The organism is Stenotrophomonas sp. 364 (assembly GCF_009832905.1).
GTDB classification, from domain to species: Bacteria; Pseudomonadota; Gammaproteobacteria; order Xanthomonadales; family Xanthomonadaceae; genus Stenotrophomonas; species Stenotrophomonas maltophilia_AP.
Map to the genome: position 1 here is coordinate 791,523 of NZ_CP047135.1, position 12,617 is coordinate 804,139.

The following is a 12,617-nucleotide window of genomic DNA, read 5'->3' on the forward strand; positions in this document are numbered from 1 at the left end:
TAGACTCGCCGCGTCGAAATTGGCGAACCTATGCAGACACAAACTTCCCGCGTCACCACCGGCATCCAGGGCCTGGATCAGATCCTCCGCGGCGGCTTCCCGCAAGGGCGGCTGTACCTGCTGGAAGGCCCCCCAGGCTCCGGCAAGACCACGCTGTCGCTGCAGTTCCTGCTGCAGGGGCTCAAGCAGGGCGAGCGCTGTCTGTACATCACCCTGTCCGAAACCGCCGAGGAATTGCGCGAAGTGGCCAGCGCACACGGATGGTCGCTGGAAGGGCTGCACCTGTTCGAACTGGGTTCGGCCGAGGACGCGTTGGGTAATGGCCGGCTGCAGTCGGTGCTGCACGCCTGGGAGGTTGAGCTGGATGAAACGGTCAACCTGATCCTGGGGGAAGTGGACCGCATCCGCCCCAGTCGCGTGGTGTTTGATTCGCTGTCCGAGCTGCGCCTGCTGGCGCAGGATTCGCTGCGCTATCGTCGCCAGATCTTGGCGCTGAAGCAGTTCTTCGCGCCCAAGAGCACCACGGTGTTCCTGGTCGATGACCTCACCTCCACCGCCGAGGATCGCGACGGGCAGCTCCACAGCCTGTGCCATGGCGTGGTGTCGCTGGAACGGCTGACCCTGGACTTCGGCCCCGCCCGACGCCGCCTGCAGGTGCAGAAGCTGCGCGGCGTGGACTTCGTGGCCGGGTACCACGACATGGTGATCCGAGGCGGTGGTCTGGAGGTGTTTCCGCGCCTGATCGCCAACCAGCACCATGACCAGTTCCACGGCAGCCCGGTCGGCAGTGGGGTGGACGAGATCGACAACCTGCTTGGCGGCGGCCCCTTGCGCGGCACCTGCACGCTGCTGACCGGCCCGGCCGGCAGCGGCAAGACAAACGTTGCGCTTCAATACATATGGGCGGCCTGCGAGCGCGGCGAGCGCTGCTGCATATTCGAGTTTGACGAGCGCGTTGGCACACTGCTGGCACGCGCCCGCGCGCTGGACATCGACCTGCACCGGCACCTGGACGCGGGCCTGCTGGAGATCATCCAGATGGACCCTGCCGACATCTCGCCCGGCGAATTTGCCTGGAACATCCAGAAGGCGGTCGAGGAGCGCGGCTGCAGCGTGTTGCTGATCGACAGCCTCAACGGATATGTGGCGGCCATGCCGCAGGAAAAGCAGCTGATGTTGCAGCTGCACGAGCTGCTCTCCTACCTCAACCAGAAGGGCGTGGTGACCTTCCTGGTCAACCCGCAGCATGGTCTGGTCGGCACCATGTCCACGGGAAATCTCAACGTGTCCTACATTGCCGACGCGGTGATCCTGTTCCGCTTCTTCGAAGCGAAGGGACGGATCCGTAAGGCAATCTCGGTGATCAAGAACCGGGGGGGCGGGCACGAGGACACCATCCGCGAGCTCAAGATAGACGGCCGGGGGCTCTCGCTGAGCAGCCCGCTGAAGGAGTTCAGGGGCATCCTGACCGGAACCCCGGAATTCGTGGGTGACAGTGCAGCGCTGCTGAGTCATCCGTATGCCGGATGACGGCGGGGATGCGGGTGTAGTCCACATCGTCGCGCCGTTCGGGCGCGACGCCGACAGCATCGCCGCGGTACTGGATAGTGCCGGGCTCAGTACCGCCGTGTCGCCCAGCCTTCCTGCACTGGCCGAGGCGCTCGATGCGCAGGCCGGTGCAGTGCTGGTTACCGAAGAGGCGGTGGCAAGCGGCACCGACGCGCTGGTGGAGGTTCTGGCGCAGCAACCGGCTTGGTCGGACCTGCCGTTCATCCTGCTGCGTTCGCCACGCGCGCACCGCCGCTCGCCCGCTGAAGGACTGCTGCCGCGCACGCTCAACGTCATCGAACTGGACCGGCCGCTGGGCAGCATCTCGCTGCTCAGTGCAGTGCAGGGCGCGCTGCGTGCACGCGAGAAGCAGTACGTGGTCCGCGACCAGATGCAGGCCCTAGCCGACAGCCGCGCGGCATTGGCGCGCAGCGACGCCGAGCTGCGCCTGATCGCCGACGCCATGCCGGTGCTGATCGCCTTCATCGACCGCTCGCTGCACTACCGGTTCGCCAACAAGGCCTACGAGGCATGGTTCGACCGGCCGGTCGGCCAGGTCATCGGCCAGCACGTCAGCGAGGTGATCGGTGTCGAGGCGTGGGAGATCCGCAAGCCGGCGATGGCGCGGGCCCTGGCCGGGCGTGAGACGCTGTTTGAGGCCCGTCTGCCGCGCCGCGATGGCCGCCGACGTGACATCGAGGTGCGCTATTCGCCGCGCTTCGGCGCCGATGGCATTGCCGACGGCTTCCATGTCTTCGTCACCGACATCACCGCCTCCAAGGTGGCGCTGGAGGTCAGCCGGCAGCACGCCCAGCAGCTGGAGGTGATGGTGGCCCAGCGCACGCGTGAGCTGGAAGCGCAGATGGCCGCGCGCGAAGCCAGCGAAGCCGCGCTGCGCCAGTCGCAGAAGATGGAGGCGATCGGCCAGCTTACCGGCGGCATCGCGCACGACTTCAACAACATGCTCACCGGCATCCTCTCGGCGCTGGACATCGTGCGGCTGCGGCTGGAAAAAGGCCGCTACGATGACCTGGAGCGCTTCCTGGATACCGCCACCGCGTCCAGCCAGCGTGCGGCCAGCCTCACCCAGCGCCTGCTGGCGTTCTCGCGCCGGCAGTCCCTGGATTCCAAGCCGGTGGAGCTCAATGAACTGGTGGGGTCGCTGCAGCACCTGCTGCGCAGCACGCTGGGCGAAACAGTGCACATCCAGACCCGGCTGGCGGACGATCCGCTGCATGCCGCGCTGGACACCAACCAGTTCGAAAGCGCGGTGCTGAACCTGGCGATCAACGCACGCGATGCGATGCCCAATGGCGGCCAGCTTGAACTCAGTACCTCGCGGGTGCAGGTGGGCGAGGGCGTCTCGGCCACGATACCGGCCGGGGTCTACGCGGTCGTCGGGGTGGCCGACACCGGCACCGGCATGCCGCCGGAGGTGGTGGAGCGCGCCTTCGAACCCTTCTTCACCACCAAGCCCATCGGCAAGGGAACCGGCCTGGGCATGTCGATGGTGTATGGCTTCATGCAGCAGTCCGGTGGCCACATCGCCATCGACTCCGTGCCCGGCCAGGGCACCACCATTTCGCTTTACATCCCGCTGGCCGAGCCGGCAGCGGAACCGGACGCGGTCGTCAGTGCGCCCGAGGTCTCGCTGGGCGCCGGCCAGTCCATCCTGGTGGTGGAAGACGACGAACAGGTGCGCATGCTGGTGACGGTGGTGCTGGAGGACCTGGGCTATCAGGTGCAGGTCGTGGGGGATGCCGATGGTGCGATCCCGATCCTGCAGTCCGCGCGCTGCATCGATCTGCTCATTACCGACGTCGGGCTGCCCGGGCTCAACGGTCGCCAGCTGGCCGAGATCGCGCGACAGTCGCGCCCGACGTTGCCGGTGCTGTTCATGACCGGCTATGCCGAGAAGGCGCAGGAGCGTGCGGCGTTCCTGGAAGAGGGCATGGCGATGATCGCCAAACCCTTCCTGCTCGATGAGTTCAGTGCGGCAGTAAGGCAATCCCTCGCGTAGAGCGGGGCGTTGCCCCGCTGTTCCATTGCCGCTGTACCCGACAGCCGGGTAGAACCCGGCGCTACAGGCTCACCTTGCGCCGGTTGTCGTCGCTGACCCGGTCGATGAACTTGTTGTACGGATCAAACCCGGCCTCGTCCGGCTTGCCGTCCACCACCACGGTGATCGTCGGCGCCGCCTCGGTGACGTGGTGGCGCTGCAGGTACAGCACCTTCTGGTCGCGCTCCTTGCCCGAGGGGGCATTGGCGAATACACCCACCTCGATCCAGTCGTCCATGGTGCCGGGCGTCTCCTTGCCGCCGCCGTCGGCGTAGCGCTTCTCGGCGTGCAGCTTCAGGGCCACCTCGTACTTGCCATCGGCACGCTTGCGCGCCTTGGCGTCCAGCAGGCGGTTGTCGTACAGGGTGATCTTCTCGAACAGGTCGGTGACCACCTGCTGGCGGTCGGCCGGGGTTTCGGCGCGGATGTAGCCCAACAGCTCGCGTGAGGTGGTGTAGGGCGGCTGCTGGTAGCCCTTGTCCTGCAGGAAGCGCTTGAGCGCACGGTTGAGCGCGGCCTCGCCGATCTCCTCGCGCAGGCGGTAGAACACCAGCGAGCCCTTCTGGTAGTGGATGTACTGCTGGTTCTCCACCCGCTCCAGCGGCAGCTCCTTGATGCGCTCGCCGCCACGCCCGGCCAGGTAGCGGTCCAGTTCGGTCTTGAGGAACTGGCGCATGTGCGCGCGCCCATACTCCTTCTCCATCACCATCAGCGCCGAGTACTGCGACAGCGATTCGGACAGCACCGTGGCCCCCTGCACGTTGGCGCCGATCACCTGGTGCGCCCACCACTGGTGCGCGATTTCGTGCGCGGTCACGTAGAACACGTAGTCGATCTTGTCCGGGTCACGCAGGTCGGCGATGAAGCCGATCGACTCGGAATAGGGGATGGTATTGGCGAAGGACTGCGCGAAGCTCTGGTAGCCGGGGAACTCGATGATGCGCACCTGGCGGTGCTGGTACGGGGACAAGTTGGCCTCGTAGTACGCCAGCGACTTCTGCACCGCCTGGATCATCCGGTCCACGTTGTAGCCGTGGCGCGGGTCGTAATACACCTCGATGGGGATGTCCTTGTAGGTGCCGCGCTTGACCTCCCAACGCGCAGACAGGTACGCGTAGAAGTTGAGCATCGGCCGGTCCATGGCATAGCGGAAGCAGCGCCGCCCGTCCACCGTCTTCTCCTCCTGCAGGTAGCCGGGTGCCAGCGCGATCTGGTCCGGTGCGGTGCAGATGGTGGTGCGGAAATCGAGCCAGTCGGCATCATCGGAAACGTAGGTGTTGGCGCGCGCGGCCTCGTCCTCCAGCTTGGGCATGCGGGTTGGCTCACCCAGGCCGCGCTTGCGGCGCTCGTTGCGGTCCTGCAGCTCGTTGCCTGCTTCGTAGCCGAACGAGGGCAGCATGCGGCTGTTGAAGAAGCTGCCGTTGGCCACCAGCTTGGTCGGCGCCTGCCCGGCGGTGATGCCGTTCGGGTGCTGGTCCACGCGGAAGTGCACGCGGCGCTCCTTGCCTGGCTGCAGCGGGGTTGCCAGGCGGTAGATGCGGTAGCCCAGGTCCACGTCGTGGAAGGCCAGCGTCTGCCCGCCCAGGTCCACCGCCACCAGCTGGCGGTCATCGTCCATCGCGATATGGATGTCGGTGATCGGCGTGGCGTGGGTATTGCGCACGGTCCAGTCGGCGTCGATGGTGACCGACTGGGTTTCCGGGTACAGGTCCACGCGGTTGTCCACCGCGGTGATGCGCGGCTGCGGCAGGTGGCGGTACCTGGACAGCTCGCGCTCGTAGCGCACCTGCAGGTCGCGTTGCTGGTCCGGAGAGACGAACGGATTGCGGATGTTGGTGTTCCAGTACAGCCAGCCGCCTACCGCGACGAAGGCCAGCAACGCCGCCACCGCGCCCACGCCGGCGGGGCCGCGCAGACGGCGTCCGGCCAGGGCGAGGCGTTGGCGCAGACCCATGCCGACCCCGCGCACCCAGAACGCCGACGCCAGGCACAGCAGCGCCACCAGCAGCAGTCCCCAATAGCCCTGGAAGGCCAGCTGTCCGGTCAGGAAGTGGCCGAAGCCGTTCATGTCCGAATATGGTGCGTTGGGCCAGTTGCCGAAGTTGTAGAGGTTCTGGGTGTAGTCCAGCATTCCCAGCGCCACCTGGCCGATCATCACCACGATCAGCAGCGCATAGCCGAGGAACTTGTTGTTGGTCAGCACCTGCAGCACCAGCGCCATGCCACCCATCAGCACGTAGAACACCGAACCCAGAGCCAGCGTTTCGAGATACACGAATGGCTCAAGGTGGGTGTAGCCTTGGCCCAGCTGCAGCGCCATCGAGGCCAGCGCGCCGATCCCCTGGAAGCACACGATCACCATCACCAGCACGCTGAACTTGGCCAGCAGCGGCACCCAGTTGGGCACCGGCATGGCGTCGTTGACTTCATTGAGCCGTGCGGTGCGTTCCTTCCACACCAGCTCGCCGGCGTAGAACAGCACGATGATCACCAGCAGCCAGCTGTAGGCGCCCTGCAGCGCGCCGAGCATCTGCGCCGTGACCGGGTAGATCGGCGTGCCGTACAGCGTCTCCTGCGACAGCGCGCCCGGAATGAAGTTGGCCAGGCCCAGCACCAGCAGCACCAGGAATGGCACGCTGCGCAGCACGCCGGCGGTATCGAAGCGGACCTGGCGCAGGTACTGCCGCCAGCCGGTACTGGCGCCGAAGGTCGGGTGGATGCGCGGCACGGTGAGCTGCGTGGGGCGGGTGGCGGCGGCGACCGGCGCGGCGGGCTTGCGGCCCCAGCGCCGGCGCCCACTGCCGCTGCGCTCGGTGCGGAACAGCGCGAAGGTCGCCGCGAACAGCGCCACCGCCACGCCCAGCCACAGCGCGCGGTTGGCCAGCACGTAGCCGGCCAGCTGCGGCAGCTGGGTGTTGCTCTGCTCGGTCGCCCAGTAGCGCACGGTACGGCCCAGCGCCCGCATGCCGAGCGGTTCGGCCAGTGTGGCGATCCAGGTGTTGTCGATGTCGCGCAGCAGCGAGGCGCTCACCCCGTACAGCACGAAGTAGCCCACCAGGCCGATGTACACCCACAGGATCGAGCGGGTCAGCGCGGCCAGCATCGCCAGCAGCGCGGTGGTGAACACCAGGTTGGGCAGCACGATCACCGCGAACGTCCACGCGTAGGCGCGCAGCGGGGTGGGGCCTATCCGTGCCGGGTCGACCCACGGCATGAACGGGGCCAGCAGCAGGCCCATCGCGATGATCAGGTAGAACAGCAGACCGGCGCACAGCGCGGCCAGGACGCGCCCGGCCAGGTAGTCACGGCGTTTGATCGGGCTGGCGAAGATCAGCTCGGCGGTGCCCAGCTCGAAGTCGCGCAGCAGCGCGTTGCTCACCAGCAGGGCGGACACCAGCATGCCCATGATGGTGAAGATGCCCATGAAGCGGGCAATCACGATCGGGGCATTGCTGTGCACGTTGCCGGCACCCCCGCCGATCTGCACGGCATCGCTGGAGGCCGCGGCGAAGGCCAGCGCGGCGAACAGCACCGACAGCAGCCACAGCAGCGGGGAACGAAGCTGCTCGCGCAGCTCGAAACGGAAGAAGGCAGTGATCATGGGCGCGCTCCGGTCAGGCGGCCCGCGACTGCAGGCGCAGTCGCTGGAAATACACATCCTCGAGGTCCGGGGACACCGGCTGGAACCCGTCGCCGGGGTCGCTGGCGCTGTGCACGTGGATCACCGGGCGGCCGCCCACCAGGCGGGTGGAGAGCACCACATGGTTGGCTTCGTAGGTGGCCAGTTCGGCACTGTCCACCTGCTTGCGCCAGACCTGCTGCTGCAACGCGTCGATGGCATCGCTCGGCTTGCCGGTCAGCAGCACCTGGCCCTTGTTCATGATGGCCATGCTCGGGCACAGGTCGGTGACGTCCTCGACGATATGGGTGGACAGGATCACCGCCACGTTCTCGCCGATGGCGGCCAGCAGGTTGAGGAACCGGTTGCGCTCTTCCGGGTCCAGCCCGGCGGTGGGCTCGTCGACGATCACCAGTCGCGGGTCGCCGAGCAAGGCCTGGGCGATGCCGAAGCGCTGGCGCATGCCGCCCGAATACGTGCCCAGCTTGCGCTTGCGGGCATCCCACAGGTTCACCTGCTGCAGCAGTCCGTCCACCACCTCGCGGCGCTGCGCCTTGTGGGTAATGCCCTTGAGCACGGCGAAGTGGTCCAGCAGATCCAATGCACTGACCTTGGGGTACACCCCGAAATCCTGCGGCAGGTAGCCCAGGCGGCGGCGCACCGCGTCCTTGTCGCGCAGCACGTCGATGACCGGCTCGCCGGGAATCTCCAGGGTCACGCTGCCGCTGTCGGCTTCCTGCAGCGTGGACAGCGTGCGCATCAACGATGACTTGCCAGCGCCGTTGGGGCCGAGCAGCCCGAACATGCCGCGGGGAATGTCGAGGGTGACGCCGTTGAGTGCGTGCACGCCGTTGGCGTAGGTCTTGGACAGCGAGCGGATCTGCAGCATGCGTCGGACACCTTCCCTGAATGGTGAACGACTTATCCCGGCAAAGCCGCCCGGCCACATCCGCCGTAAGTCATGGGTGCGGTCGGGAGCGGCGCGCACCTGCTCCCGGCACGATGGGCTTCATCGCGGACAGATCGGTTTCATCGCATGACGCGGGCACCTGGCCTGCAGGGCAGGCAGGCTGGGGCCTTCACTGCAGGAGCGTGCCATGCCGATCCACCTCCATCTGACCCGCACGACCCTGCGCGGGCGCCAGGTATTGGCGGTGCTGGAAAGCAGTGCACCGGCCAGCACTGCGCCGGTGCCCGATGTCGCAACCGCCGCGCAGTGCGCGGTCGGCAGTTATCGCATGGCCGATGGCAGCAGTGTGGACATCGGACCGGAGGCAATGGCCGAACAGCTGCCCTGGCGGCTGCCGGACGGACGCACCGGGCAGCGGCTGGCGCGCGGCCATCATCGCTGGGTTGGTACGCGTGTCGCCAAGGCGATGGAGGTGGCCGCTGCCACGGCTGCCGCTGGCGGCCTGCTACGGCGCGGCACGGATAGAAACGTGGCCGCGCTCAACGCCGCCGTGACGACTCGCGCAGCACCTGCTTCACCGGAATGGTCTGCCCGTCCACCGGCGCGCCGCTGATCAGCGCCAGCAGCTTTTCCACCAGCAGCTGCCCGGCCTGTTTGGTGTCCTGCTGCACGGTGGTGAGCGGCGGCGACACCGATGCGGCCAGCGGGATATCGTCGAAGCCGGCCAGCGCCACATCCTGCGGCACGCGCAGCCCGTGCTCGCGCAGTGCGCGCATGGCGCCGATGGCGATCAGGTCGCTGGCCGCGAACACGCCATCCAACGTCTCGCCCCGCGCCAGCAACGTCTGGCAGGCATCGAACCCGTCCTGCTCGGTGGTGATCGCGTCGTGCTGCAGACCCGGTTCGGCACGGATGCCGCGTACCGCCATCGCCGCCACGTGGCCACGGTAGCGCTCCTCGAACTCGGGATAGTGGCTGGACGCGTGGCCGATGAAGGCGATGCGCTGGCAGCCCTGGTCGAGCAGGTGCGCGGTGATGTCGAACCCACCCTGGAAGTTGTCGCTGCCGATCGACACCCCTGGCTGGTCGGGCAGGGCCGCGCCCCAGCGCACGAAGTGGGTGCCCTGTTCAACCAGACGTTGCAGCCGCTCGCGCGACTCGTGGTAATCGCCATAGCCGAGCAGGATGATGCCGTCGGCCTTGTTGCTGTCTTCGTAGTCGGCCTGCCAGTCGGTGGACAGCTGCTGGAAGGACACCAGCAGGTCGTAGCCGCGCTGCGCGCAGGCGCGGGTGATCGAGCCCAGCATGGCGTGGAAGAACGGGTTGATCAGCGAGTCGTCGTTGGTGGGGTCTTCGAAGAACAGCAGGGCCAGCGTGCCGGCATTGCGCAGGCGCAGGCTGGAGGCGTTCTTGTCGACCTTGTAGTTCAGCTCCCGGGCGATGCGCAGGATGCGCTCGCGGGTTTCCGGATTGACCATCGGGCTGCCGCGCAAGGCACGCGAGACGGTGGGCTGCGACACCCCGGCCAGGTGGGCGATGTCCAGGGAGGTGGCTTTGCCGCGGATGGTCATTGCTGGGAACGGCGGGAACGACGACCTGCATGATGCCATGCACCGCGCGGGCGTGGCCGGGTGGCCGGGTGGCCGGCGGGCCGGCCGGCTGAACCGGCGCGGGCCTTGCCTCCCATGGGCTGCGGGGGAATCCGACGGGTTCTGGCCGGAATCCTGACGGGGGCGGGCGGGGCGGCGATGGTAAGATGGGGCATTCTGGACCCCACCCCATTCTCCCGTGGGTGGCCCTGCGTATCTGCAGCCCGCACGGCGCTGTGTTATGACTGCGGCCTGCCCTCGGACAACGGAAGAGCAACCCTATGGCGCGCGGCATCAATAAAGTCATCCTGGTCGGCAACCTCGGCAACGACCCGGACGTGAAGTACACCCAAGGCGGCATGGCGATCACCCGCATCAGCCTGGCCACCACCAGCGTCCGCAAGGACAAGGATGGCAACCAGCAGGAGCGTACCGAATGGCACCGCGTGGTGTTCTTCGGCAAGCTCGGTGAAATCGCCGGCGAATACCTGCGCAAGGGCAGCTCGGTCTACGTCGAAGGCAGCCTGCGGTACGACAAGTACACCGGCCAGGACGGCGTGGAGAAGTACTCCACCGACATCATCGCCGACGAAATGCAGATGCTGGGCGGCCGCGGTGAAGGCGGCGGTGGTGGCGGTGCAGGCGCCGGTGCCGGTGGCAACTACGGCGGCGGCGAGCGCCCGCAGCGCCAGCAGGCCCCGCGCCAGGAATACGGTGGCGGCGGTCAGCGCCAGGGCGGGCAGGGCGGTGGTTACGGCCAGCAGCGCCCCCAGCAGCAGCCGCAGCAGTCGGCGCCGCCGATGGACGACTTCGCCGATGACGACATCCCGTTCTAAGAACACGGGGTTGTAAGCGTCGATAAAGATCCGACAGGAGCCCCATTCGTGGGGCTCCTTTTTTTGTGCTTTTTTGCCTGGAAAGAAAGTCAGGCATAGTCACGCATACATGACTTGCGCATGCGTAGGCAGTAATCCACTCAGCTTCCGGGACCCGTTGGGCCTCTCCAGTGAGATCCGGATCACTGGGTACGTTGATCCCATTACTCACAGCGGGACAAGGGTAGATCCGGACCGTCCAGGGATTCCCACCCGTTATGCGCATGGTGGTCCCGATTCAATGAACGTGTCGTCCTCGTCAGTAAGCATGGCCCCGCGCTCGCTGCGGCGTGGGGTATGACCGGACCTATGCCCAGAGTTGGCGGGGGCGGCAAAAATCCCGGCTACGCCAACCCTGGTCAGTATTCTCCCTTCCAGCCGAAATCGCCGGAGCCTCGATGAAACCAGGAATGTCCGTGGTCACCCTTGTCGTTGTCGCCCTTGCGACGGCCGGTTGCAGCGGCGAGCTGCGCGGCCCGAACGCCAGTGAACAACGAAGTCCGAGCGATGCCTTCGTGATTCCTGACGAAGAGCGAGCGACCGTCGAGGTGGCCGCCAACCAAGGGGATGTCGCAGCCGTGAAGCGGCTGATCGACCATTACGAGGCCCTTTCGGGGAGCGACCAGGATGCGGCGAAGTGGAAGGCAGTGGCGCGGGAGCTTGGCGATTCGCAGCAACTGAATTACTACGCGGCGAGCACATTGACCGCCGCGAGGCGTGAGAACGACCCGGCGAAGCGACATGCAATGTTGGTCGATGCCTTGGGGGCGGCCAGGCGTTCCAACGCAAGCAAGGCCAATCCGTCGGCACAGAAGCTCATTCTCGAGGCAACTCGGGCAATGAAGGCCGAACAGTAGCGCGAAGGGCACGCAGAGCATCATCACCTTCGTGCCTGTTCGCACACCGGTAGAGCCGACCGTTGGTCGGCTTCTCCCAGCGCCCGATGAGACGAACGTAAGCCCCAAGGTCGAGCCAAACGTACATGGCCCTTGTGCTCTGCAGCATCGGTTTTAGTGCACTGCGTCTTGCAAAAAAAAGACCCGCTCCTCTATGGTGCAATCGATTGCATTAAACCGAATCGTCAGCGTGTGATACCGGTTGGGAGGCCGGAAAGTGGATGCCTATCCATTCGATCGGACCAGGCCCGGCCCCGGGGCTCACACGGCGCGATGCGCTGCGCATGGCGGTGGCCGGGAGCGTTGGGCTGGGGGCGGCGGGCGTTCTGCCCGCGTTTGCAGCCACCGCACCGCTCAAGGGCAACTTGAAGCATTCCGTCGCCCGCTGGACCTTCCCGCAACAATCGATCGCCCAGCTCTGCCAGACGGTGAAGGGCATCGGGTTTGCCGCCATCGATCTGGTGGGTCCGGAGGACTGGCCCACGCTGAAGGCCCATGGCGTGTACAGCGCGATGTGCAACGGCGCGGAGCTGGGCCTGACCCAGGGCTTTGCCGGCCGCCAATTCCACGATCAGCTGGTCGAGCGTTACACGCGGCACATCGACCTGGTGGCCGATGCCGGCTATCGCAACCTCATCTGTTTCTCCGGCAACCGCAACGGCATGGACCCCCAGGAGGGCATGGCCCATGCCGAGGCAGGGCTCAAACGCATCCTCGGGCATGCCGAGCGGCGCGGCGTGGTGCTGGTGATGGAGCTGCTGAACTCCAGAGTCGATCATCCCGACTACCTGTGCGACCACTCCGCATGGGGCGTCGAGCTGTGCCGACGGCTCGGCTCGGAGCATTTCGGCCTGCTGTACGACATCTACCACATGCAGATCATGGAGGGCGACATCATCGCCACCATTGGCAGGCATCACGCGTACTTCAAGCACTACCACACCGCGGGCGTGCCTGGCCGACACGAGATCGGCGACCAGCAGGAGCTCCACTATCCCGCCATCTGTCGCGCGATCCGCGACACCGGTTTCGATGGGTATCTGGCGCAGGAGTTCATGCCTGCCGCGCCCGATCCCGTCGGCTCGCTGCGCGAGGCCATCCGCCTCTGCGATGTCTGAAAC

Annotated in this window: 9 protein-coding genes; 6 read left to right on the forward strand and 3 right to left on the reverse strand. The window is 66.5% G+C overall.

Annotated features, from left to right (window positions below; translation table 11 throughout):
* Positions 1-30: 30 nt before the first annotated feature.
* A complete protein-coding gene (locus GQ674_RS03780) occupies positions 31-1,530 on the forward strand; it encodes an ATPase domain-containing protein (protein ID WP_159496010.1) in 1,500 nt (499 codons plus the stop codon).
* Positions 1,520-3,568, forward strand: a complete 2,049-nt coding sequence (locus GQ674_RS03785; protein ID WP_159496011.1) for a PAS domain-containing protein — start codon at positions 1,520-1,522, stop codon at positions 3,566-3,568. The genes GQ674_RS03780 and GQ674_RS03785 overlap by 11 nt, the downstream gene beginning before the upstream one ends.
* A 61-nt stretch (positions 3,569-3,629) precedes the next feature.
* Here the strand turns inward: GQ674_RS03785 and GQ674_RS03790 are convergent, their stop codons facing one another.
* Complete coding sequence (locus tag GQ674_RS03790; protein ID WP_159496012.1) at positions 3,630-7,208, reverse strand: ABC transporter permease subunit; 3,579 nt, start codon at positions 7,206-7,208, stop codon at positions 3,630-3,632.
* A 13-nt stretch (positions 7,209-7,221) separates the two neighbouring features.
* Entirely contained in the window at positions 7,222-8,115 is an 894-nt protein-coding gene (locus GQ674_RS03795; protein ID WP_159496013.1) for an ABC transporter ATP-binding protein, read from the reverse strand.
* A 208-nt stretch (positions 8,116-8,323) separates the two neighbouring features.
* On the opposite strand from GQ674_RS03795, the gene GQ674_RS03800 reads away from it, so the two are divergent.
* On the forward strand, positions 8,324-8,749 hold the full coding sequence (locus GQ674_RS03800) for a hypothetical protein (RefSeq protein ID WP_159496014.1): 426 nt from the start codon (positions 8,324-8,326) through the stop codon (positions 8,747-8,749).
* Here GQ674_RS03800 and GQ674_RS03805 read toward each other — a convergent pair.
* Complete coding sequence (locus tag GQ674_RS03805) at positions 8,676-9,707, reverse strand: LacI family DNA-binding transcriptional regulator (RefSeq protein ID WP_159496015.1); 1,032 nt, start codon at positions 9,705-9,707, stop codon at positions 8,676-8,678. The genes GQ674_RS03800 and GQ674_RS03805 overlap by 74 nt on opposite strands.
* Positions 9,708-10,006: 299 nt before the next feature.
* On the opposite strand from GQ674_RS03805, the gene GQ674_RS03810 reads away from it, so the two are divergent.
* From GQ674_RS03810 to GQ674_RS03820, 3 genes are all read left to right on the forward strand, one after another.
* Entirely contained in the window at positions 10,007-10,561 is a 555-nt protein-coding gene (locus GQ674_RS03810) for a single-stranded DNA-binding protein (protein ID WP_159496016.1), read from the forward strand.
* Positions 10,562-11,010: 449 nt separating this feature from the next.
* Positions 11,011-11,457, forward strand: coding sequence for a hypothetical protein (locus GQ674_RS03815; protein WP_159496017.1), 447 nt, complete (start codon positions 11,011-11,013; stop codon positions 11,455-11,457).
* A 260-nt stretch (positions 11,458-11,717) separates the two neighbouring features.
* Positions 11,718-12,614 carry a TIM barrel protein gene (locus GQ674_RS03820; protein WP_159496018.1) on the forward strand — a complete coding sequence of 299 codons (897 nt, stop codon included), beginning with the start codon at positions 11,718-11,720 and terminating at the stop codon, positions 12,612-12,614.
* The last annotated feature ends 3 nt before the right edge of the window (positions 12,615-12,617 follow it).